Here is a 22,190-nt window from a genome sequence, read left to right on the forward strand (position 1 = left end):
GCTACGCGCCTTCCAGGTTGCGGCATGCTGCTACGAAACGATCATGCGTCAACACGGTCTCGATGAGTTCAATGTCTCGCGCGAGCGCCAGGCTCGGAACGGTGCCAGATCCGCTGACGACGAAGCCGAGTTTCTCCTGCACCCTGAGCGAGGCAACGTTGCCGCTCAGAATGCCACTGCGCAACGGCTCCGCTCCGCCACCGGCAAAGTACCACTCGACGATGGCCCGTGCAGCCTCGGTAGCGATGCCGCGCCCCCAGAACGGGCGGGCGAGCCAGTAGCCGAGCCGTTCGACGATCCCCATCGTTCCGACATAACCTTCGACACCCTTCAGCGTGATGGCAAAGTTCGCGTGCGCAACCGTCGGCCGGGCAGGAACGGTCTCCAGCCAGCTGATTGCGTCGGCGATGGAATAGGGATGCGGCACACGCGGCAGCCAGCGGACCACCTCAAAGTCACCGATTCCAGCCGCAATGCCCTCGGCGTCCGAGATCTCGGGACGCCGGAGGAGCAGCCGTGGAGTCTCGATCACTATCGCCATTTGGGCTGCTCCAGCATGAGGTAGATCGTGGGCTTGCCGGCGGCGTTGCCGAGGGTGTCGAGGGCTTCGTGGGTGCGGATGAAGCCGGCCTTCTCCAGCACATTGAGCGAAGCGGCGTTGCTCGCCAAGGCCCGCGATTTGATGCGCGGGAAGAGTTTTGTGGCAAAGGTCGCCTCGAGCAGGGCCTTTACCGCCTCGCTCATGATGCCCTGGCCCCAGTACGGTTCGCCCAGCCAGTAGCCGAGTTCGGGCGGCGCGCCTTCGCGGAAGGTGAAGCCGACGATGCCGATGAAGCTGTCATCGAGCGTGATCGCATAGGGGCGCTCGTCGGGGCGCTGGGCGATGATCTCGATGAACCCGATCGCATCGGCCCGTGTGTAGGGATGCGGCAGCCGCGCCAGCACCTCGAAGATCTTGCGGTTGTCGGCCAGCTTTACGAGCTCGGGCACATCGCCACGGATGGGCGCGCGCAACACCAGCCTCGGTGTCTCGATGCGATGCGGCAGGGCGTCGCGCTGGCGGCGGGCAGCAAGCCGGGCCGTCGCTTCCGCCAGTTCCTTGGCTTGGGCGGCGGGGCCCGCGAGCCGGGTCCGCCGCCGGGGTAAGCTCTCGTCGTCGATCTCGCTCATCACGCTATCCTCAGCTCGGGCGCAGCGGCGAGCCGCCGGTCCTCGGTCCACACGATCACCTCGCCGTCGCGCAGCGCGCGATAGCGCAGCCCGCGGCCCATCAGGTGGCGCACGGCGCGGTCGGCGGCGGCGCTCTCGGTGTGCGGGGAGCGATAGTGCGGGACGATGGCGTGATCGATGAGGCCGAGCCCGTCCCAGACCGGTTCGGGATCGTAGCCGGGCGGCACCTCGTCGGGATCGTCCATCAGGTGGATGCCCTCGAGGCTGGGCGCAGCGATAACCGCCCCCGCCGAAAAGCCGCCATAGACGATCGCATCCTCTTCCAGCATGGCGGTGATGACGTCATCGAATCCCGACTGCTTCATGGCACGGCGCAGCACGAAGCTGTTGCCGCCCATGACCCAGACCAGGTCATAGGCCGAGAGTGCGTCGGCGAGCGCGTCGGGCCGGCCGAAATAGTGACGCAGGTCGAGTGGCGTGCCGGCGATGCCGAGCGAGGCCAGTTCCATCACCGGGTCGTAGACTTCGGTGCGGTAGAGCTCGCGCGCGCTGGCGGAGATGCCATCGAGCGCGTTCTCGATGATGGCGGCGCGGCGGCCGTTGCCAAGCAGTGCGAGTAAGGAACCGGCGCGGTCGCCGATCCGGTAGGAGCTCAGATACAGTCTCATTTTCAGCCGCCCTCACGACGAAAAAGGCAAAAGGGGAACCGGATTCCCGGCTCCCCTTCGCTTTTCGTCGCACGGCTGACTGCCTAGTCGCCTTGCCGGGGAGCTGGTCTCCGGCAGGGGTTGCTAGGCCTCACCGGGTTATTCTGCTGCTTCTGCTGCCGGGGTTACCGACACGTAGGTGCGCTTGTTGGCGCGGGCTTTGAAGGTCACGGTGCCGGGAACGGTAGCGTAGATCGTGTGATCGATACCCATGCCGACGCCGGAACCCGGATGCCACTGGGTACCGCGTTGACGGATGATGATGTTGCCCGGGATCACGGCTTCGCCGCCGAACTTCTTGACGCCGAGACGACGACCAGCCGAGTCACGACCGTTGCGGGACGAACCGCCTGCTTTCTTATGTGCCATCGGTAGGTCTCCTTATTCCTTGTCGTCAGCCTTGGCCGCCTTCTTGGCGGCAGGCTTCTTGGCTGCGGCAGCTTCCTGGTCGGCCTTGGCGCGCGGCGGCTTGCCGGCAACCAGGTCCTGGGCCTGCGCAACCCACTCTTCACGGGCGATGCGGCCCTTGAAATCCAGTTCTTCGTCGAAGCGGGCAACATCGGCCTCGCTCCAGGCTGCCACCTGCGTCAGGCTGGTGACGCCGGCTGCAACGAGCTTCTTTTCGAGCGCCGCGCCGACGCCGCCGATCAGCTTCAGGTCATCGGCAAAGCCGGCCGGAGCCGCTGCCTTATCGGCGGCGGGCTTCTTGGCGGCCGGCTTCTTTGCGGCGGCCGGCTTGGCGGCAACCTTCGGAGCAGCCTCGGTCACCGCAGCGGTGCCGGTCGCGGCGAGAGCGGCAATGCGCTTCTCGTGGCGGGCCTTGGCGATCTCGTCGACCTTGGTGGTCGGCTTCTTGCCGCCGGTCAGAATCTCGGTGATGCGGACCGTCGACAGGCGCTGGCGATGGCCGTTGCGGCGATCGTAGTGCTGGCGGCGCTCCTTCTTCAGGATGATGACCGTACGCTCTTTCTCGGTGGCGATGAACTGGCCGGCGACGAGCGCGCCATCGACCAGGGGAGCACCGATGGTGACATTGTCGCCTTCGCCGACCAGGAGAACCTGGTCGAAGGTGACGACGTCGCCGGGCTCGCCCGCGATCTTTTCGATCTTCACCACGTCATTGGCGGCAACCTTGTATTGCTTGCCGCCGGTCTTGATCACTGCAAACGTCATGCGCGTGCCGGGAAACCCGGCCTCCATTGTTTCGCGCCCTGTGGCGCCGCAGGCGATGCCTGATCCTGCGGCTTTCGGAAGTCGGCCGACGATAGAGGTGTCGGCGGCGGCCTCGGACAGCGGTTGAACAAACCAAAAATGCGCACCGGGAATCCCGGCACGCAAGTCGAGCGGCCTTATGACGGTTGGGTGACCCGGAGTCAAGCTTGAGCGGGTAGCGCGGACGATGAATGTACCTGTCGGAACAGCCCCATCCAAACCCACGGTGTCATCCCGGCGCAGGCCGGGATCCATCCTGAGATCTTTCCTCGTTCACGACGAGAACTGATCATCTCAGGATGGGCCCCGGCTTACGCCCGGTGACCGCGTGTCTGGGCCAGCCTAAGCGGCCGGATAGAAGCCGATCATCCGCACCTCGGCGGCATCGCCGACCAGCTCGGCAAAGCCCGCGGTATCGCTGTCGGCATAATGGTAGGGATAGACGATCCCCGGCTTGAACGCCTTCACCGCGTCGGCGGCGTGATCGACATCCATCGTGTAGGGCAGGTTCATCGGCAGGAAGGCCGCGGCGATCCCGGTCAGCGCGCGCATCTCGGGCGTGTCCTCGGTGTCGCCGGCGACGTAGATCTTCTTGTCACCGAAGGTGAAGACGTAGCCGTTGCCGACGCCCTGCGGGTGATACTGTTTCCTGTCCTCGGTGATGTTGTAGGCCGGGATCGCATCGACGGTGATGCCGTTCACCGTGGCGCTGGCGCCATTGGCAAGGCCGGTAGTGCGGGCCTTCAGCGCCTCGGGCACCTGGCCGGCCACATCCTCGTTGGCATAGATCGGCACGTTCTCGCCGGCGAGCTTCACCAGGTTGTCGGCATTATAGTGGTCGCCATGCGCATGGGTAATGAAGATGGCGGTCGGCGCCGGCAGGCCCTCAAAACTGTTCTCGGCCGGATCGAGGTAGAACACCTCGTCGCCGAAGCTGAGCGCGAGGCTCGCATGCATGACGGGGTGGATGCCGACATCGCCGGCGGAGGTGGCGATCATTTCGGCGGCATCCTGGGCAAAGGCGGGGCGAATGGCTGTAACGAGCGGCAGGGCGGCAAGCCCGGCGAGTATGGTGCGACGCTGCAAGGTAACTCTCCCTAATGAGGACGAACGGCGATGAGCCGCGTGCGGATATCGGCGGCACTCGCCGCCTCGGCAACGAGGACCTTGGGCTTGTGTTCCGCCTGCCAACGCGAAAGTGACCAGTCGTGAGCGTCCGCTGGCACGGCAATGACCGGCAGGTAGGCGTCGGCCTCGTGCAACTCCGGCTCGTCGGCCAGCATGGTGGCGATGGGTTGCCGCCGGTACTCCTCGCCCTCGAAGGCATCGAGCAGGTCGCGCTCGAACGGGCTGAGATCGGTGAGCAGCAATCCCTCGGCCGCGGCGCCCAGCACCCGGATCAAAGCCGGGTAGAAGCGGCCCGGATAATGCACCGCGCGAAAGCCCGGTGCACGGGCTGGATAGAGGTGCGCCGGCCGCAGCGGACGGTTCAGCACGCCGGCCAGCAGATCGGGGTCGCGCAGCGTGCCATAGACGAAGAGCGGAAGGCCGTTCATTTCTCGCTCATGGTTCGTTCACCTTGACGGTTGCAGAGGGACAGAGCCTATGCCATAAGCCCGCCCGTCTCGACCAGTCGTGCTGACGCGCGGCCCAGGACGTCGACCTCGCGGAGAGGTGGCAGAGTGGTCGAATGCACCGCACTCGAAATGCGGCGTGGGGGCAACTCCACCGGGGGTTCGAATCCCTCCCTCTCCGCCACTATCTCATTGATATTGCCAGCATTGTCGCTCTCCGAATTCCCTAATGGTGAGTTTGGTACTTGGCATTGGGGCGCTTCATTCCACCATCGGTTTGCTGCGCGACTTAGTGGCAGGCGGTTGAAAGTCCGCGTTGCCCCAATAGCGGAAATTAGGCCGCGCAAAGTTGATGACCTAAACCTCCAACTTCATCGGAAGCGCCGTTCGAGCGGCATGGCAGCGGACCTGCGCTACTCCAAGACCAAAGCCCAGACGAGGTCTGGGACGACGCGAAAGGGAGCCCCGGCAGCGACGACCGCCACGCGAATTCGCGCTGCACAGCATGCTCGCGGACTTTCAACGGCGCGAAGGCGAAGGATCACCTCGACCACATCCCGTTTCAGCTCACTGCAGTCGCAGCACTTGTACCTGGAAGCACGGTTTCCTTCGTGGCCTGGGCAACCAGACGCTGCAGGGAAATGGAACGGTCAGAGAGCTGATCGCCGCGAAAGCTGAGACCGGAGCGTATCATGCGGACGGCGCCCGATACTTCCTTTGGAGCATTGAAACCTACGGCCCCGACAACCCGGCAATCGGCGTCGGTGAAGAAGGTCGCAAAGCTGTCCGAGCGTCGATCACCCCTGTCCACAGCCTGCACTTGGCCGGCGCCCCTCGTGTCGCCCGCGAACTGCAGGTTGACGCCGTGCTGGTCGCTCCAGAACCATGGCACCGGCTCATACTCTTCCTGCGCGCCAGCAGCGATGCGCCCGACCATCGCACCGTGGTCCTGGGCGTGCCGCCAGCTCTCCAGCACCAGGTGAGCGTCGAAGCGGCTCGAGTGGAACTCCGCGACCTCGCCCGCCGCCATCACCTGCGCGTGGGAAGTTCGGCCCGATCCATCCACAAGGATGCCTCTGCGGGTCGCGAGACCGGATTGTGCAGCGAGCTCGATGTTCCGGACTATCCCCACGCCCGCCACAACGAGGTCGGCAGGCAGCACCCGGCCGTCGGTCAGCGTCACAGTCTTCGGTCCGATGGCCGCGACGGATGAAGAGAAGGCGAACTGCACGCCACGCTGCTCGTGCAGCTGCCGAACCAGGGACGCGAGCCCGGGGTCGAGGGAACGTGACATGGCACTCGCTTCCACGTCGACCACGGTCACCGAGCATCCGCGCGCCTTTGCTGAAGAGGCAATCTCGAGCCCGATGACGCCGGCACCGATGCACACGACGCTCTGGTCAGGCAAGAGACGCGCCCGAAGACGTATCGCGTCGGCGTACGAGCGCAGGGTGAGCGCATACTCACCGCCGGGTACCGCCAGCTGCCTCGGCCGGCTGCCGGTTGCCAACACGAGCCTGTCGAACGGAATGCCACCGCCGTAGCTAAGCTTCAGCCGCCCGGCCTCGAGGTCGATCTCCTCGACCCGGACGCCGGTGATTACCTCTACCGACTCGGCGGCGAAGGTCGCCGGCTCGAAGAAGTGGACAAGAGGGACCTCGTCCTCCGAGGCAATGAACCCTTTCGACAACGGCGGGCGCTCGTACGGCAGGGCGCCCTCGTCGCCGACAAGCACGATGCGCCCGCCAAAACCCGCGCGACGCATTGCTATTGCAGCGTGCGCGCCGGCCTGTCCTGCGCCGACGACGACGTTGATTGCCATCTCGATTTCCTACGCCGTCCCCTCGGGCAGGGCCACGAAGACATCTCCGTCACGCAGCTCCACCTTGAAGGTCTTGATGTCCTTCTTGAGCGGCTCGCAGAGAGCCTCGCCACTCGTCACGTCGAACCGTCCCGAGTGGAGCGGGCACTCGACCTCGCACCCCTCGAGCCAGCCATCGGACAACAGCGCGTATTCGTGGGTGCAGACGTTCGCCGTCGCGAAGATGCGACCGTCCTCCAGGTGGTAGAGGGCGAGCTTCTGTCCTTCGGCGGTCACCCCGAGCATCTCGCCCTCGGGGATATCGTCGACGCCGGCTACCCGCACCCAACCCATGACTTCACTCAATGCTGGCACTCCCGTGCTCTTCGAATTCCGACCTAAGTCCGTCAGAGGCGATACAGGTTCAGCGCGTTTGTGCGCATCACCTTGGCCATCTGGTCCTCAGGCATCTCTGCCTTGAAGGCGTATTTGGGGTCGTCATAGTCCCAGTGCGGGTAGTCGCTGGCGTAAAGGATGCGGTCCCAGCCGACCTGCTCGAAGATGTTGACGAGGTGCGCGGGCTCTTCCGGCTCCTCCACCGGCTGGGTGGAGAAATAGAAGTGCTCCTCGATGTACTCGGACGGCGGTCGCTTCACGTGCGGCAGCTCCGAACCCAGGGTCCGACAAAGCCGGTCAAGGCGTTTCTTGAGCGAGATCGACCAGGCGACCCCACCTTCGATGAGGATGAACTTAAGGCCTGGGAAGTGCTCGCAGACGCCTTCGAGCACGAGGCTCATCATCTGGGTCTGCATCGAGGCCACCAGCGACAGGTGCTCCTCGTTGTAATACGATGGCCAGCCACCGGCGGTGCGTGCGCCGGTGGGGCCGCCGACATGGATGCCGATCGGCAGGCCGTAGGCAGCGGCCTCCTCGAAGATCGGCCAGTAGCGTCGCCGGCCCAGCGGCTCCGCAGTCAGCGACACCAGCTCTACCTGCGCGTAACGCCGGTCGGCGGCGCGACGCCGGATCTCGGCGACAGAGGCGACGGTGTCCTCCTGCGCGACGACGATCGAGGCCCGCAGCCGGGGTTCGGGGTCGACGAAGGCATCGATCTGCCATTCGTTGACGGCAGCAACGAGGGCGGCGCCGTACTCGACATTGCGCGCCGAGTTGCCGAAGCCAAGCGGCTCGAGGATACCGAGAGCCACGTTGTTGCGGTCGAGATGCTGTTCCCGCATGAGCTTCAAGTCAGAGCCCGGCAGGGTGCCATCGTCGGGCCAGGCATCGCGGCGGGCGGTCGCCGGCATATAGCGCGGGTAGCCGTAGACGCTGGAGTACGGACCGTTATGGGGATCGCCGTACTGGTCCATGTGGTCGCGCCAGCGGCTCGATATGTATGGCTTCAACGTCTCTCCGCCACGGCTCGGCGAGGGGTGGATATCGGAGTCGATGATGCCGGTACCAATGGCCGAAACCTCGGCCGGCCGATCCAGGGTGTCGGTCGTCATGCCACTTGCTCCTGCAGGCGCTTGTAGGTGCGCAGGGGATTGTCCCGCTTGATCTTGCGGGCGAGGCCAGCTTCGATGCCCGCGGGCATCGGGTCGCTGCCGTCGAACTGCCAATGCGGATAGTCGGAGGAGAACAGCAGCATCTCGTCGCTCCCCAACTGCTCGACGAAACGCTCGAGGTCAGGACCGGCATCCGGCCCGTCGAATGGCTGGATCGTCAGTCGCACCCGGTCGCGCAGTTCGTCGATTGCCGACCGGTGCATCCAAGGCACCTCGCCGCGGACGCCGCGCCAGGTCTTGGTGGAGCGCCACATGTAGGGCACCACCCAACCCACGCCGGATTCGATCAGAACGAAGGTGAGGTCGGGGAACTTGCCGAACACGCCTTCCGACAGCAGGCTCTGAACCTGTGCCGAGAACATCTGCGGGGCGCTCGCATATTCCTGCGCCAAGTGGGTTGGCCAGCCGGTCGGGGTCGTCGGGTAGCGGTACATGCTACCCGCATGGATGCCGATCGGTAGGCCGTGGCGCTGCGCCGCCTCGTAGATGGGCCAGTAGTAGCTCCGCCCCAGCGTCAGCTCGTTGGAAACGAGCATCAGCACCTGGACAAATCGCTTGTCGGCGGCGCAGCGCTCGATTTCCTCGGCCGCCGCCACGGGGTTCTGGGCGGCGATAACGACGGAGGAGCGCAGCCTCGGCTCCTTGTCGAGCCATTCGGTGCGGACCCAGTCGTTCACGGCCGAACAGATGGCGCCGCCCATGTGGTCGCTCATGGCGACCTGGCCGCCATAGAGGGGATTGCAGATGGCCATGCTGAGCCCGAGGCCGTCGAGCGCCTGCTTCTGCACCGTTTCAAGGCTGGAAGCCGGCCGCTGTCCAGCCTGCCGCCAGTCCGGTCTGCAGGTAATGGGCGCGTTCGGCGGGTAGCTCGCCATTTCCATGCCGTCGATGGCACGGTTGACGAACTGTTCCTGCCAGTACTCGCTCATGAACGGCAGCAGGGCCGCCATCCCCGGAATGCCGGGATGGATGTCGCAGTCGATCGCCGCATCGGGCGCAGCAATGGTCATCTGGTGCTACCTTCTAGATTAGGTTGGCGCGGGTCAGCGTCCGCTTCCACTCCGCTGCCGCGGCATCCATCGCTTCCTGGGCGCTGGCCTGCCCGAGGAGCACCCGCGACATATGCGGGCGGATCTGCTGGTCAACGGTGGTGAAGATCGGGTCGGACGGCACCGGGAAGTCGACGGCGGTCTTGGCCTGCTCGGAGAACGCTGGGGCCCAGCCGTAGCGTTCGACCACCTCGGCGTCGTTCAGCACCGAGAAGCGCGGCGGAGCGTTGCCGTCCTTGGTGGTATTCTTCATCGCCGCCTTGGTGGTAGCCATGATGATGAACTGATACGCCCACTCCTTGTTCGGCGAGCTTTCGGGAATCGCCATGGCCCAGCCACCGTTCGGCGCCGCGCTCTGGTTGGGATCGGTCGCACCCGGAACACGGGACCACGCCCACTTGCCGCCGGTCTTGGACACGGTCGGATCGTTCATCGCAGTGCCGTAGGGCCCGATGGTGACGGTCATGGCGAAGCGGTCGGCCTGGGCGCCGGAAGTGAGGCCGTCCCACTCCCAAGTGGCGGACTCGGGCGGCACGACCTTGTCCTTAGCGATGAGGTCGCCATAGAACTGCAGGGAGTCGACCGCGGCCTTCTGGTTGATCAGGATCTCCCAGGTTTCCGGGTTGTAGTAGTTGCCACCCGAGGACAGCAGGAAGCAGTGCCAGCCGCGCACCATGGCTTCCGACTCGCGGCCGTAGACACCGATGCCGAAGCGGTCGGGCCCGAACTTCTCCGTCACAGCGAGGCCGGCGTTGCGGTACTCGGCGAAGGTCGAGGGGGCGGCAGTGATGCCCGCCTGCTCCAGCACTTCCGGCTGGTAGTGCATCAGGTAGGTCGTGTAGCGGAACGGCATGCCGATCTGGCGCCCGCCGATATTGTAGCCGGACATGGCGGCCGGCAGCACGTCGTCAAGGTCGAAATCGTCGGGGGTGCCGTGCTGCTGCATAAGCGCACCGAAATCGGTCATCATGCCGGACATGGTGTTGGCATTGCCGGTGTTGATCCAGGCAACGTCGATGCCGCCGCCGGCGGAACCGGCCTGCGTCTTGAGGCGGGCGGCAAGCGCATCCTGGGGCAGCCACTCGAACTCGACGGGGATCCCGTGCTGCTGCTCAAAGGCGGGGCCGATCTCTTCCTCGAAAGTACGGCGCCAGCTGATCTGCAGGCCGGTGACCACAATCTTGGCGGGCTTGCTCTGGGCAATCGCCGGCATGCCGAGCAGCGAGGTGGCAGCGGCGCCGAGGCCGGCAATGGCAGTGCCCTTGAGGAAACTACGGCGTGATGGACGGAACACTAGGGACCTCCCCCCTGGGTTGAACTTGGACATTCTCTCTTCCCTTCTCAGCCTTTCATGGCGCCGGACGACAGTCCGGAGATCAGATGGCGCTGAGCCACCATCGAAATCAGCAGCACCGGGGCGACGACGAGCATGCCGGCCGCCCCGAGGCGCCCCCATTCGACGCCGTCATCGGCGGTCGAATAGCTGGCCAACAGCACCGGCAGTGTCTGCGTGGAGTTGTTGGTGAGCACGGCGGCGAACAGGAAATCGTTCCAGGCGGTGAGCAGGCACAGGATGCCGATCGCCACCATGCCCGGCCGCGACAGTGGCAGCACGATGCGGACGAAGGCGGCCCAGCGGCTGGCGCCGTCGATGGTGGCGGCTTCCTCGATCTCGACCGGCAGATCCTCGAAGAAGCTTCGCATCACCCACACCACCAGCGGCAGGCTGAAGGTCGAGTAGGCCAGCATGACGCTGAAGCTGGTGCTCTTGAGCCCGACCACGTCGAACAGCATGAACATCGGGATCAGCACGGCGATCGGCGGCAGCATGCGCATCATCAGCAGGGCGTAATAGATCGAGGTCCGGCCGCGGAACTTGATGCGAGCCATCGCATAGGCGGTGGGCGTGCCCACGGCAAGCGAGAGCAGCACGGCGCCGAGCGCGGTGACGAGGCTGTTCCAGAGCGCCGGCAGGAAGTTGGAAGTCCGCAGCACCTGCTCGTAGTTCGCAAGCGTCGGCTCCCAGAAAAAGAGCGGCGGCGAGGTGAGTATCTGAAGGCGCGTCTTGAACGAGACGCCGAGGATCCAGACTATGGGAAATAGAAACACCACCGCGAGGAGGATGAGCCCAAGGTAGATACCCGCGTGAGCCAGGACCTTGCGGGTCCGCTTGCTTAGCGGCTTGGCCGTGGCCGTGCTCATCGGGCCTTCTCCAGGAAGCGGAAGACGAGAATGGGGAGCACGCACAGCGCGACCGAGCAGACCAGCATCACCCAGGAAGCGGCGGCGCCAAGCGTGAAGTCGAACTGCAGGAACGTGAGTCCATAGGTAAAGATTGACAGCAGGTTGGTGGCGCCGGCCGGCCCGCCACCGGTCATGACGTAGACGTTGTCGAAGGCGCGGAACTCGAAGATGGTGCGCAACAGTAGGGCCACGAGGATGGCTGGCTTCAGGGCCGGCAGCGTCACGTGCCAGAAAATCTGCCAGCGGCTAGCGCCATCGATCTGTGCCGCCTCGACTGGCTCGCTGGGCAGTGACCGCATGCCGGCAAGGAGCAGGATCGCGACATAGGGGGAGTTCTGCCAAATATTGGCCACGGCCACCGAGATGGGCGCCCAGAACGGATCGCCGATCCAGACGATCTTCTGGCCCAGCACGAAGTTGACGAAGCCGTATTCCGGATCGAGCAGCAGGCGCCAGCAGAGGGCCGCGACGATCGGGGTCATCATCATGGGCATGATCAGGATGGAGCGGGCGCCCTTCATGAAGGGCACGTCCTTGTTCAGCAGGTTGGCGATACCGAGCCCGATGACCATCTCGCAGGCGACCGTGACGGCCGTGTAGCCGATGGTGAGGAATAAGCTGGACAGGAAAGCCCCGTCCGTCAGCAGCATCTCGTAGTTCTCGAGCCCGACGAATCCGCCGCCGAACAGGCTCCGCTCAGGAGTCCAGCCCTGCAGGCTGAGAAAGAACGAGAAGGCCAGCGGCACGCCGAAGATCACCAGCATGATCAGCGTGGTGGGGACCACAGACAGCAGGTGGAAATACCGGTCGGCCAGGGCCGACACGTCCCGCGGGCGGCCGCCGCCCGAGCCGGGGCGCAGGTCAAGGGCTGCCGCTGCTTCGGAGGCCATCGTCAAGCCTCCACGACGACGTATTCGCCGTCGATCGAGACGGGGATGGTTTCTGCCTTGAACGGCCCCTGTACCAGCGTGGCGCCGGGCTCGACCTTCACGTCGAACTGCCGAATCTTGACGCTGTCCGGCGCACACCAGGACTGGCCGGTCCGAATGTCAAACTCCCAGCCGTGCCAGGGGCAGCGGATGAACTCGCCAGAACGGATGCACTCGGCCAGGCCGGGACCGTCGGAGACAGTCATGCCTGCCGTGATGCCGCGCGACAGCTCCGCGCTCTGGTGCGGACAGCGGTTCAGCAGCCCGTAAAACTCTCCGTCGAGGTTGAACAGCACAATCGGCCGCCCCTTCACGGTGACAGTGATACGGCCTCCCGGCTGGATGTCCGACGTTCTGGCGACCACGTTCTTGGCCATGCTGCGCTTGCCGGGCCGGCCGCGGTGACGCGTCCGGTGCCCCTCCCTTACTCAAAGTCAGGAGACCATAGAAAGCGCCGTTCTGTTATGGAATAGACAGCTTGCGATCAAATATACTAGTACAGTTTTCGGCCGGCCATGCGGTGGCCAGGGGCGTGCTTATTGCGCTCAAATGCCCACTTGACGACCGTTAGGGCGCATTATGTGTTATAATTTGTTGTGTTGGTAGGCCGGGTGTAGCACAGATGTTTCGCTACGAAGTCGTCACAGGACAGGTCCGCGAGTGGATCGTCGCGGGGGTGCTGAAACCCGGCGACAGGCTGCTCTCCGTGCGCGAGATGAGCGTGAAGCTCGGCTTCAGTCCGGTTACGGTGCATCAGGCCTATGGCCTGCTGCAGGACGAGGGCCTGATCGAGGCGCGCCCCCGGTCCGGCTTCTACATCGCCGAACAGTCGCGGCAGCTCCCGGAGTTCGGCGATCCCCTCGATGGACCGCCAGCCGAGGAGACGTCGCATGGGGCAGATTTTCCGCTGCCGCGCGACCGCAACCAGCTGCTAGGAGGAGGGCTGGGTAGCGCCTTCATCAGCGACGATCTGGCACCATACGATGAGCTCTACCGGCTCATGGTCGCCAACTTGCGCTGGGAGAACGCCAAGCTCGAGATGGCCAGCTGGCAGGGCCTAGACGTGCTCCGCGAGGCGATCGTCCGGCGCAGCGCCACGACGGCCTCCAACGCGCGGGCGCGGGATATCCTCGTTACCTCAAGCCTTCAGTCTTCCGTCGGCGTTTGCCTCGACCTCCTCGTGCCCGAGGGTGCGAAGATACTGGTCGAGACGCCGACCGATACCGCAATCGTGTCGTCGGTACTATCAAGAAACATCACGCCGGTCGAAATCTACTCGCACCCGCGGTTCGGGGTCGATCCGGAGCAGTTCCAGTACCTGATGGAGCACAACGACATCGCGGCCTGCATCGTTTCTCCCTGCAACCACGCGCCGACCGGCATCTCCTATCCGCTTGAGGTAGCCCGGCGAATAGCGGAGACTGCCTCGAAGCATCGTGTTCCAATCATCGAGAATCTCTCCGGGCAGGAACTGGCTTATGGCGCTGTTCCGTACGACCTCAGTCAGTTCGACAGGCGAAACACGGTGGTGCGGGTCGGGGGGGTCATCGATTCACTCGGCCCGCGCTTCGGCCTTGGATGGATATCCCTGCCCCGCCGCGACCACTGGAAAGTCGAGTTGCGGGAACCCCGACTTGCAGGGGAATGGGCGCGGCAGAAGGCCTTGGCTACGTTCCTTTCCGGCCGATCCTACGAACGCCACCTGCGGCGGCTTCGTGAGACAGTCGGGGTGCGAACCCGGAAAGGCCTCGCGCTGATCTTTCAGCACTTTCCTGACAACTGCACCGTCTCCCGCCCGGCCGGCGGTTACATGTGCTGGATACGTGGACCCAAGAACTTCGATTCCGTCGCATCAGAGCGTCTGGCACGAGAGCGTGGCACCTCATTCAGCCCCGGCCCACTTTTCTCGGTGACGCGTGCGTTTGGAAACTTCATCGCGCTGAACCTTTCCAATCCCTGGACGGAGGAGCGAGAACAGGAATTGGTATCGCTCGCCGGCATTCTGGCTGCCGGATAGGTACCTCCGCGAAGACCCCCTCAATTCTACCGCCTCCACCACGTTCCCCGTCATTCATCGTGCAGTCCAGCATGGGAAGAGGCACCTGCTACTTTGAGTCCGGCCGACACGGATCCTTGGATGATCCACTGACAACGACCGCTTCGGGCCAGAACCAGCAGCTGGCGTCTTACGCGCGGTTGCTTAGCGAAAGCGCCTGCTCTGCCCAAGCTTCATCACACCCCAGCTCCGGTGGATCAGCTCGAACTCGGCGTTGCATCTTCCATCTCTCAGGAAGGGCTTTATCCCTTGATCGGTGTAGACCTGTGCGCATTCATCCGACAGACGACGCACGTGCCGCTGCACCCGCGGCAGCGTCGGACTGCGCCTTTGATGAAACGGGATGCGACTCGCACGGCGAGAACCGATAAGCGGTCAGTCTGGCCCTAATGCCCACCTTCAGTGGCTTCAAATCCCATCTTGTATACAAGTACACTTGTGTGTATAGGTCCCGCCATGGACACTATCAAATCCCCTTCTGCGCTAAGTGAGGCCCCGGCCGGCGAGCAGGTATATGCCCTGCTGCACAGAGCCATTGTCGGGTTGCAGATGCTGCCGGGACAGCGGATCAGCGAGAATGCGCTGTCGGCGCAGATGTCAGTGAGTCGCACGCCAATCCGCGAAGCGCTACAGCGTCTTGAGAGGCAGGGGCTGATCTTCATTTTGCCGCAACGCGGCACATTCGTCGCGCCACTCAACCTGCAGGCGATCCGCTCGGCCTATTTCACACGCCTCGCGCTTGAGAAGGTCGTCGCCACTGAGGCCTGCCGCCTTCGCAGCGAACGCGATCTGATGCGATTGAAGGGAGCGATCACCGAGCAAGAAGCGGTGCTGGCGTCATCCCAGCGCGAGGACTTCTTCGATCTCAACACCGCGTTCCATCGGCAACTCGTGGAAATCTCGGACCTCACCGGCATGGAGTCGGTGCTGGAGAGTGCGCGCAACCATCTCAATCGCGTGCGGCTCGCTCACCTCGATCATGCCGGTCCATATCCGCTGGCGCCCATCATCGAGGAGCACCGCGCGATAGTGGCCGCCATCGCGGCCCAGGATGTGATGGCCGCGGAGTTGGAGATGCATCGCCATATCGAGAAGGTGCTGCCGCGCTACGACCTGCTGCTGGCCAAGAGGCCTGAATTCTTCGAGCTGCCGGGGGAAATCACCGGCCCACCAGGCGGGCGGCACTCCACCAGCTTTCACAACTAGGCCCCAGTAAGGGGTCGTTTTCAGGGGAGGACTGAAAATGAACCACCACGATCATTTGTCGCGGCCATTCCGCATCAACCGACGGGCGCTGCTGCAAGGAGCAGCGGCTCTGGCCGCGGGCATGGCCCTGCCGGCCGGCAAGGCCTTCGCCCAGGACACGGCGGATCCGGCTTCGCTCAAGCGTGCCGGCGGGACGCTGCTCAACTTCCGCGCCTGGGAGCGCTATCCGGCCAGCGACGTTCCAGGGCTCAACCTGTTCCTTGACCAGAATCCAGATCTGTCGATCGAGTGGTCCAGTGCCCCCTTTGCCCGGTATCGCGATCGACTGATTGCCGAATTCATAGGCGGCACCCCGCTGGACGTTATCCAAGTGCCGGAAACGGAGCTAGCGAGCTGGGCAGAAAGCGAATGGCTGGCGCCGCTAGACGACATGGAGAATGTCGAAAATATCATTGCCGCCGCCTCGCCCGGCAATGTCGAGGCCAGCCGCGGACCTGACGGCAAGCTCTATGCGCTGCCCGTCTTCGCTGACGCATTTGGCTTCGCCTACAATACCGAGGCCTTTGCCGCCGCAGGGTTCGAGAAGCCCGGTGCTACGCTCGACGAACTCCGCTCGCAGATGGAGGCAATCAAAGCCGCCGGCGTCGATCCCTATCCGCTTAGCTTGGGGCTGAAAAAGCAGCCGGGTCAGTTCTGGAGCCTGTGGTCGACGCTTTACGCCTCGGGTGGAGACATGTTCGACGAAGCAGGCCAGCCGCTGTTCGACAAGGCCGACAGCCCATTCAAGCCGATCCTTGAATGGTTCGTGGCGGCCTACAACGACTGGAAGATCGTCAGCCTCGAAGATCTGCAGCGCGACTGGGGCGCGGCGCGCACGGGCATTCGGTCCAATCAGATCAAATCAGGCTACATGGCGCAGTATGCGCTCACCGAGTTTAACGCCAAGCCGGACTCTGCCGTGACCGGCAAGATCAAGATGGCGCTGGTGCCGGGGCTCAACGGCAACGATATCGGGACGGTCGGTTACTGCCATGGCGCCGGTCTCGCCGCCGCCACGCAGAACAAGGATGCGGCCTGGAGGGCGCTCTACGCCTATGCCGGTCCGGGCGCCGATGACAAATGGACTCTGACAGAGATGCGCGCGCTTGATCAGGGCGGCCGCTGTCCATTCCCGCAGGTTTATGACTCGGCCGAGTTGCAAGCGCTGATCCAGACCATCACCGTCAACGACTCCGCCGACTGGGTGAAGCTGTCGACGATGTCGCGACCCAAGCGCGGCATCAAGGCGGCTTGGTATCCCGAATGGGAGCAGGGCTTCATGACCCACATCCAGGATGCACTGCTCAAGTCGACTTCAGTCGATGCGGCGATTACTGCCTCTGCCGACCTCGCCCGTCAGCTCTCGGTCGGCTGATCCCATTCAACATCTTACTGGGAGCGGCAGCGCCGCCCCCAGCACTCTCTCCCGGAGCCCTTCTTCGATGACCGACACCGATTCAATGCGCAAGGCATTGGTCGCGGCCGACCCGCGCCTTTCACGTTACAATCCGCTGCCTCGCATCCTCTTTTTTGACGACTTCGATGAGGGGGTGAACGGCTGGACCGAGCTGATCGGCAACCATGACGGTGACCCCGATAAGATCCGTCCCATAGTTGGCGATATGCGCCCCGCGCAGCTCAGCAATCTCAGCTTCTGGGATGTCGGTACACACGGAACTGTGGATGGCAATTACGCACTGAAGATCGCTACCCGCGCCAAGGCCAACCACATGGCGCTGGCTATCAAGCGGCTTACTTATGTGAAGCCCGGCAAGGTGCAGTTCGAGACCTACTTCACGCTCAAATCGGAGAGCTGGATAGGTGAGCGGCCAGGCCACCAGAAGTTCGATGGCAATATCGATCCGAGCGTCATGGATTTCGGCGATTTCTGTATCGGCAACGATGTCTGCGACTCCGAGTACGGACGGCGATACCACTGCGCTTTGCGCTATGTGAACACCGATCGGCACGGCGCGCTGCAGCGCAAGTGGCAATACAAGACCAGTCTGCAGACCACTACTAAGATGGAAATTGCCGGCAATCCCGCAGTTGCCGACTACCATGTCGCCGATCCGGACGACTGGGAAGACATCCCCGGTGGGCAGCAGAACCTCTGCTACAACGAGATCCCCACCAAGGTGAACTGGCACTACCTGCGCTACGTCTTCAACACCGAAACGGGCTCCAACGTAGAGCTGCAGGTCAACGACAAGGTCATGGACCTGCGGTCCATTCCGGTGCCGCGCTATCCGCACGGCTACTGGGGGCTGGAGCGGCTGATGAATTTCTGCATCGATGTTCACACTCATCGCGACGTCCGGAACTTCCTGTTCCTCGACTCCTGCCTTGTCTCCGTCGAGTGGTGAGGTCCGACATGCTCCGCCGATCCTTCACTGCTGTCATCGAGCGCAACATCGCCATCAGCGACGGCTTTACTACCGAACCCTATGAGACCGCCTGGGTCGATGAGGCACGCTGGTTCGTCCACGTTCTCGAGGCCGCCTCCGGCGCGAAAATCACCTACGCAGCAGAGACATCGCCCGAGGGACTGACCTGGTGTGCGCACGAGGCGCCCTCCTCCAGCCACACGTGCATCGGCCTTTCGACCCTGCCGCTCACGCAAGTCGGGCCCTGGCAGCGCTTGCGCTTCCGCGTCGAGGGAGCCGAAAGCGTGCGCGCCATTGTCTATCTTACGCTTAAAGGTTGACGACGATGGCTACCGCCCGCTGGCGCACCAACGACCAGCCGCAGCCGTTCCTCGCCTTCGTGCTCAATTCGCCGGCGATCCTGCTGCTCCTGCTGCTGGTCTTTTATCCGATCGTCTATTCCTTCTGGCTGTCGCTGCATGAGTACAATCTGCGACGTCCAAGGCAGGTCGAGTTCATCGGGCTTGCCAACTACATTGAGATCTTCGGATCGCCCCAGTTCTGGAGCGCGGCTCGAACGACGCTGATGTTCTCAATCGGCTCGATCGGGCTCACCGTGCTGCTTGGCACCCTCTTGGCCCTGCTGCTCAACGAGAGGTGGCCGGGGCGGGGGTTGCTGCGCGCCATTGCTCTCATCCCCTGGGCCATTCCGCCGGTGGTCAATGGTCTCGTTTGGCAGTGGCTGTTCGAAGGACAGAACGGACTTATCAACCACATTCTCCTCAGTTTTGGGTTCATCGACACGTACCAGGCTTGGCTGGCACAGCCGGCGACAGCGCTGCCGGCACTGGTCATTGCGCAAGTATGGAACCACGTACCCTTCGTCGCCATCGTCATGCTGGCCGCTCTACAGACCATTCCCGGCGAACTCTACGACGCCTCGAGGGTCGACGGCGCAAACGTGTTCCAGCGCTTCTTTTATGTCACCTTTCCCTGGCTCAGCCATTCGCTCCTGCTCGTACTGATCACCCAGACGATGGTGGCCCTGCGCACCTTCGACATCGTCTATGTCCTGACCGGTGGCGGGCCAGGTGACTCCACCACGGTTATCGCCTGGCTAACCTATGTTACGACGTTCAGCTTCACCGATTTCGGCAAGGGCAATGCCTATGCCTACATCATCGCGCTCGTCACGATGACGCTCTCGGTTTTCTACATCCGCATGCTCTGGAAGCGCGGGGAGATGGCGAAATGACCACACCCCTCATGCGGCGCTTGCGCACGCTGCTGCTCATGTTCTTCGGCCTGATGTTCTTCCTGTTTCTGTTCGGACCGTTCTACTGGATGGTGGCGACGAGCTTAATGACCGAGCAGGAGATGCTCTCCATCCCGCCCAAGCTCATCCCCTCGACGCTATCCTTTAACAACTACATGGCTGTCCTGGGTCTGGGCGATCCGGAATTCCTTGCCGAGGCGCGCAGCCGTGCACCGGCGGTCTTCGAGATCCGGCAGGCGCTAACCAATTCTCTGATCGTTGGGGTCTGCGTGGCTATCGCCAATATCCTGATCGCGACACCAGCTGCCTATACGTTCTCGCGTCTGCGGTTCAGCTTCTCGCTACCGCTGCTGATGGTTTACCTGGGAACCCGCATGGTGCCGCCGATCATGCTGGTGGTGCCGATGTTCCTCATCGTGCGACAGCTGGGGTTGATCGACACGCCGCTAGCGCTGATCGCAGTTTATTGCGCACTCACGCTGCCGTTCTCGGTTTGGCTCCTGCAGTCCTATTTCCGGACTATGCCGGTGGAGCTGGAGGAGGCAGCGGTGATCGACGGCGCCTCCCGCTGGCAGACCATCCGGCTCGTGCTGCTGCCGATCTCTGTGCCCGGGCTCACGTGCGTCGGAATTCTCGCCTTCATGGGATCATGGAGCGAGTTCCTGTTTGCAGTGACTTTCGGCAAGACCATTGCTAGCCGTACACTACCAGTGGTGGCGGCGAGCTTCGTCGATACAGCATCGATTCAGTTCGACTATGTGATGGCGGCGGGTGTCATCACTGCGTTGCCGCCGTTCCTGCTGGCGCTAATTTTCCAACGCTTCATCGTCAGCGGCCTGTCGTCGGGCGCGGTCAAGGGCTAAGCGTGGCACGGTTCGATACTCACGTTCACCTTTGGAGCCGGGGCGACGGCAATCGCGTGCGCATCCGCGAGCGTGTGCCGGAGCTTGACCGAGATTTCGGCCTGACTGAGTTGCTGCCGCAATTCGCCGAGGCTGATGTGGAGCGCATCGTTCTCGTCTCAGCGGCACAAAGCGAGCGTGAGCCGGCAGGCCTGCTCGAGGTGGCACGGCGATATCCCGACCTCATTGCCGGCGTCGTCGGTTGGCTCGACGTTAGCGATCCCGAGTTCACGGCCAAGGTCGCCAGACTGGCTACCGAGCCGGGGTGGCTCGGAATTCGCCTGCCGATCGTTCTCGAAGACGCCACGGCTTTTATGGCTCGACCGAGCATTGACGCTGCGCTTGACCGTCTAGCGGAGGCCAATGCGGTCGTACAGGTGCTCGTCAACCCGTCGCAGATCGGCGCCATTGCGCCGCTCCTCGAGCGGCATCCGGACCTTCGTCTGATTGTCGACCATGCCGCCAATCCGGACGTCGGCCGGCCGTTCGCCCGCGAGTGGCTTGATGGCATCCGCCGGCTCGGCGATTTGCCCAATGCCGCCTGCAAGGTTTCCGCATTCTGGCTGCCGGGATTGCCCCCTCCAACCCAGGATCAGTTACGGCCATTTGCTGACCAAATCCTCGCAGCGTTCGGTCGCAACCGGATCGTTTCAGCCAGCAACTGGCCGGTAACGACCATGCTGACTTCCCCCAAGCGGATATTCATGAGCTGCGAAGCGATTTTTGGTCTGCGTCCCGATGAATTCTACGCCAACGCGGCCTGGATCTATCGCCACCCTACAACAGGAAAGTCACCCTCATGATGCAGGCGCTTGTTTGTCGCAGTCCCGGAGAACTTGCCCTCGAGGCCCGCGACCTGCCGATGGTTGGAGCCGGTGAGGCCGTGGTACGAGTACGTCGCGTGGGCATCTGCGGTACGGACTATCACATCTTCGAAGGCAAACATCCCTTTCTGCAGTATCCGCGCGTGATGGGGCACGAGCTAGCTGCCGAAATCGTGCAAGCGCCCGACGGGTCAGGATTTTCGGCAGGCGATGCGGTCATCGTCAACCCGTACCTGAGTTGTGGCCGCTGCGTAGCGTGCCGCAAGGACAAGCCAAACTGTTGCACAAGGATCGCGGTCCTTGGCGTGCACCGCGACGGCGGTATGACGGAGTATCTTTCACTGCCGGTAGGCAACTTGCTGCCGGCAAGCGGGCTGACGTTGGACCAATGCGCTACCATCGAGTTTCTCGCTATTGGTGCTCACGCGGTTGGCCGCGGCGGCGTTGTGGCCGGCGACAGGGCACTGGTAGTCGGGGCCGGCCCGATCGGACTCGGTGTGGCGATCTTCGCCAGGTTGGCTGGCGCATCTGTGCATCTACTAGATCGCGACGCTGGACGGCTCGAGGTCATCTCCTCGATAGCCATGGCGGACGGAACGATCATCGCTGACGACAATGCTGACGCCGCAATAGCCACCGCCACCGCCGGCGAAGGCTTTGACGTGGTCTTTGATGCAACAGGCGCCACGCCGTCTATTCATCGGGCTTTCGATTTCGTCGCGAACGGTGGACGGCTGGTGCTAGTCAGCGTGGTCAAGGATCCGATCAGCTTTTCGGACCCGGATTTTCATCGTCGCGAGATAACTCTTTACGCGAGCCGTAACGCCACAATGGCCGATTTCGCCACCGTCACGGCTGCCGTCCGCGCGGGAGAGGTGCCGGTAGATAGGATCATAACGCATCGAACGTCCCTGAAGGGGACGGTCGTCGATCTACCCCACTGGGCACAGAACAAGACGGGGTTGATCAAAGCCGTGATCACCATCAGCTAGCGCACTTACCTGCGCTTCTGCTGTGGAACCCGCAAAGCTCAGGTCGTCTGACGGCCATGGCCGAAGCCTCATCGAACTACGGGGCTTGTATCGCCAAACTTCTGGTCTGCAGCCCAGCAGAGGGATGCTCCGTCGTCGTCAGCGGCCTCGCGAGAAGGCCGAGTGTAGGACATCGAACACCTTAGGCGCGGTCTCCCTACTCGAACCAGGAGGTGTCCGGATACTGGTACTTCCTGGCGACATCCTCGTTGAGCTCGAGGCCGATGCCGGGGCGG

Annotated in this window: 24 protein-coding genes and 1 tRNA gene; 10 read left to right on the plus strand and 15 right to left on the minus strand. The window is 63.4% G+C overall.

Annotated features, from left to right (window positions below):
- Position 1 precedes the first annotated feature (1 nt).
- The 7 genes from AC3A6I_RS20795 to AC3A6I_RS20825 form a co-directional block, all read right to left on the minus strand.
- Complete coding sequence (locus AC3A6I_RS20795; RefSeq protein ID WP_487545793.1) at positions 2–541, minus strand: GNAT family N-acetyltransferase; 540 nt, start codon at positions 539–541, stop codon at positions 2–4.
- Complete coding sequence (locus AC3A6I_RS20800) at positions 532–1,170, minus strand: GNAT family N-acetyltransferase (RefSeq protein ID WP_487545794.1); 639 nt, start codon at positions 1,168–1,170, stop codon at positions 532–534. Before AC3A6I_RS20800 ends, AC3A6I_RS20795 begins: the two co-directional genes overlap by 10 nt.
- On the minus strand, positions 1,170–1,838 hold the full coding sequence (locus tag AC3A6I_RS20805; protein WP_487545795.1) for a Type 1 glutamine amidotransferase-like domain-containing protein: 669 nt from the start codon (positions 1,836–1,838) through the stop codon (positions 1,170–1,172). The genes AC3A6I_RS20800 and AC3A6I_RS20805 overlap by 1 nt, the downstream gene beginning before the upstream one ends.
- A 138-nt stretch (positions 1,839–1,976) precedes the next feature.
- Entirely contained in the window at positions 1,977–2,246 is a 270-nt protein-coding gene (gene rpmA, locus AC3A6I_RS20810) for a 50S ribosomal protein L27 (protein WP_487545796.1), read from the minus strand.
- A 12-nt stretch (positions 2,247–2,258) separates the two neighbouring features.
- Positions 2,259–3,050, minus strand: coding sequence for a 50S ribosomal protein L21 (locus AC3A6I_RS20815; RefSeq protein ID WP_487545797.1), 792 nt, complete (start codon positions 3,048–3,050; stop codon positions 2,259–2,261).
- Between the two features lie 381 nt (positions 3,051–3,431).
- On the minus strand, positions 3,432–4,175 hold the full coding sequence (locus tag AC3A6I_RS20820) for an MBL fold metallo-hydrolase (RefSeq protein WP_487545798.1): 744 nt from the start codon (positions 4,173–4,175) through the stop codon (positions 3,432–3,434).
- 11 nt (positions 4,176–4,186) lie between these two features.
- A complete protein-coding gene (locus AC3A6I_RS20825) occupies positions 4,187–4,645 on the minus strand; it encodes a gamma-glutamylcyclotransferase family protein (RefSeq protein ID WP_487545799.1) in 459 nt (152 codons plus the stop codon).
- Between the two features lie 112 nt (positions 4,646–4,757).
- On the opposite strand from AC3A6I_RS20825, the gene AC3A6I_RS20830 reads away from it, so the two are divergent.
- Positions 4,758–4,847 (plus strand) — tRNA-Ser (locus tag AC3A6I_RS20830).
- Positions 4,848–5,225: 378 nt separating this feature from the next.
- Here AC3A6I_RS20830 and AC3A6I_RS20835 read toward each other — a convergent pair.
- Genes AC3A6I_RS20835 through AC3A6I_RS20870 form a run of 8 tightly spaced genes read right to left on the minus strand, consistent with a single transcriptional unit; the run spans position 5,226 to position 12,631 of the window.
- The gene (locus AC3A6I_RS20835; RefSeq protein ID WP_487545800.1) at positions 5,226–6,485 is read right to left on the minus strand and encodes an NAD(P)/FAD-dependent oxidoreductase; all 1,260 of its coding nucleotides are present in this window, start codon (positions 6,483–6,485) and stop codon (positions 5,226–5,228) included.
- A gap of 9 nt (positions 6,486–6,494) precedes the next feature.
- Positions 6,495–6,830 carry a non-heme iron oxygenase ferredoxin subunit gene (locus tag AC3A6I_RS20840; RefSeq protein ID WP_487545801.1) on the minus strand — a complete coding sequence of 112 codons (336 nt, stop codon included), beginning with the start codon at positions 6,828–6,830 and terminating at the stop codon, positions 6,495–6,497.
- Between the two features lie 41 nt (positions 6,831–6,871).
- Positions 6,872–7,972 carry an amidohydrolase family protein gene (locus tag AC3A6I_RS20845; RefSeq protein WP_487545802.1) on the minus strand — a complete coding sequence of 367 codons (1,101 nt, stop codon included), beginning with the start codon at positions 7,970–7,972 and terminating at the stop codon, positions 6,872–6,874.
- Positions 7,969–9,042 carry an amidohydrolase family protein gene (locus AC3A6I_RS20850; RefSeq protein ID WP_487545803.1) on the minus strand — a complete coding sequence of 358 codons (1,074 nt, stop codon included), beginning with the start codon at positions 9,040–9,042 and terminating at the stop codon, positions 7,969–7,971. The genes AC3A6I_RS20845 and AC3A6I_RS20850 overlap by 4 nt, the downstream gene beginning before the upstream one ends.
- 13 nt (positions 9,043–9,055) lie before the next feature.
- On the minus strand, positions 9,056–10,375 hold the full coding sequence (locus tag AC3A6I_RS20855) for an ABC transporter substrate-binding protein (protein ID WP_487545804.1): 1,320 nt from the start codon (positions 10,373–10,375) through the stop codon (positions 9,056–9,058).
- A gap of 47 nt (positions 10,376–10,422) precedes the next feature.
- Complete coding sequence (locus AC3A6I_RS20860) at positions 10,423–11,283, minus strand: carbohydrate ABC transporter permease (protein ID WP_487545805.1); 861 nt, start codon at positions 11,281–11,283, stop codon at positions 10,423–10,425.
- Complete coding sequence (locus tag AC3A6I_RS20865) at positions 11,280–12,215, minus strand: carbohydrate ABC transporter permease (RefSeq protein ID WP_487545806.1); 936 nt, start codon at positions 12,213–12,215, stop codon at positions 11,280–11,282. The genes AC3A6I_RS20860 and AC3A6I_RS20865 overlap by 4 nt, the downstream gene beginning before the upstream one ends.
- A gap of 2 nt (positions 12,216–12,217) precedes the next feature.
- The gene (locus AC3A6I_RS20870; protein WP_487545807.1) at positions 12,218–12,631 is read right to left on the minus strand and encodes a Rieske (2Fe-2S) protein; all 414 of its coding nucleotides are present in this window, start codon (positions 12,629–12,631) and stop codon (positions 12,218–12,220) included.
- Positions 12,632–12,876: 245 nt separating this feature from the next.
- Between AC3A6I_RS20870 and AC3A6I_RS20875 the strand changes: the two genes are divergently transcribed.
- The 9 genes from AC3A6I_RS20875 (at position 12,877) to AC3A6I_RS20915 (ending at position 21,915) form a co-directional block, all read left to right on the plus strand.
- Entirely contained in the window at positions 12,877–14,271 is a 1,395-nt protein-coding gene (locus AC3A6I_RS20875) for an aminotransferase-like domain-containing protein (protein WP_487545808.1), read from the plus strand.
- A 495-nt stretch (positions 14,272–14,766) separates the two neighbouring features.
- On the plus strand, positions 14,767–15,516 hold the full coding sequence (locus tag AC3A6I_RS20880) for a GntR family transcriptional regulator (protein WP_487545809.1): 750 nt from the start codon (positions 14,767–14,769) through the stop codon (positions 15,514–15,516).
- A 37-nt stretch (positions 15,517–15,553) separates the two neighbouring features.
- Positions 15,554–16,930 (plus strand): ABC transporter substrate-binding protein, encoded by a 1,377-nt coding sequence (locus AC3A6I_RS20885; protein WP_487545810.1) that lies wholly within the window; start codon positions 15,554–15,556, stop codon positions 16,928–16,930.
- Positions 16,931–16,997: 67 nt separating this feature from the next.
- Complete coding sequence (locus AC3A6I_RS20890) at positions 16,998–17,921, plus strand: DUF6772 family protein (protein WP_487545811.1); 924 nt, start codon at positions 16,998–17,000, stop codon at positions 17,919–17,921.
- 8 nt (positions 17,922–17,929) lie between these two features.
- The gene (locus AC3A6I_RS20895; RefSeq protein WP_487545812.1) at positions 17,930–18,262 is read left to right on the plus strand and encodes a hypothetical protein; all 333 of its coding nucleotides are present in this window, start codon (positions 17,930–17,932) and stop codon (positions 18,260–18,262) included.
- A 5-nt stretch (positions 18,263–18,267) separates the two neighbouring features.
- Positions 18,268–19,176 carry a carbohydrate ABC transporter permease gene (locus AC3A6I_RS20900; RefSeq protein WP_487545813.1) on the plus strand — a complete coding sequence of 303 codons (909 nt, stop codon included), beginning with the start codon at positions 18,268–18,270 and terminating at the stop codon, positions 19,174–19,176.
- Complete coding sequence (locus AC3A6I_RS20905; protein ID WP_487545814.1) at positions 19,173–20,060, plus strand: carbohydrate ABC transporter permease; 888 nt, start codon at positions 19,173–19,175, stop codon at positions 20,058–20,060. The genes AC3A6I_RS20900 and AC3A6I_RS20905 overlap by 4 nt, the downstream gene beginning before the upstream one ends.
- Before the next feature lie 2 nt (positions 20,061–20,062).
- On the plus strand, positions 20,063–20,902 hold the full coding sequence (locus AC3A6I_RS20910) for an amidohydrolase family protein (protein WP_487545815.1): 840 nt from the start codon (positions 20,063–20,065) through the stop codon (positions 20,900–20,902).
- Positions 20,902–21,915: a zinc-binding alcohol dehydrogenase family protein gene (locus tag AC3A6I_RS20915; RefSeq protein ID WP_487545821.1), complete on the plus strand. Its 1,014-nt coding sequence runs from the start codon at positions 20,902–20,904 to the stop codon at positions 21,913–21,915. Before AC3A6I_RS20910 ends, AC3A6I_RS20915 begins: the two co-directional genes overlap by 1 nt.
- Positions 21,916–22,190: the final 275 nt, after the last annotated feature.

The organism is Devosia sp. Soil_C_22 (assembly GCF_057657195.1).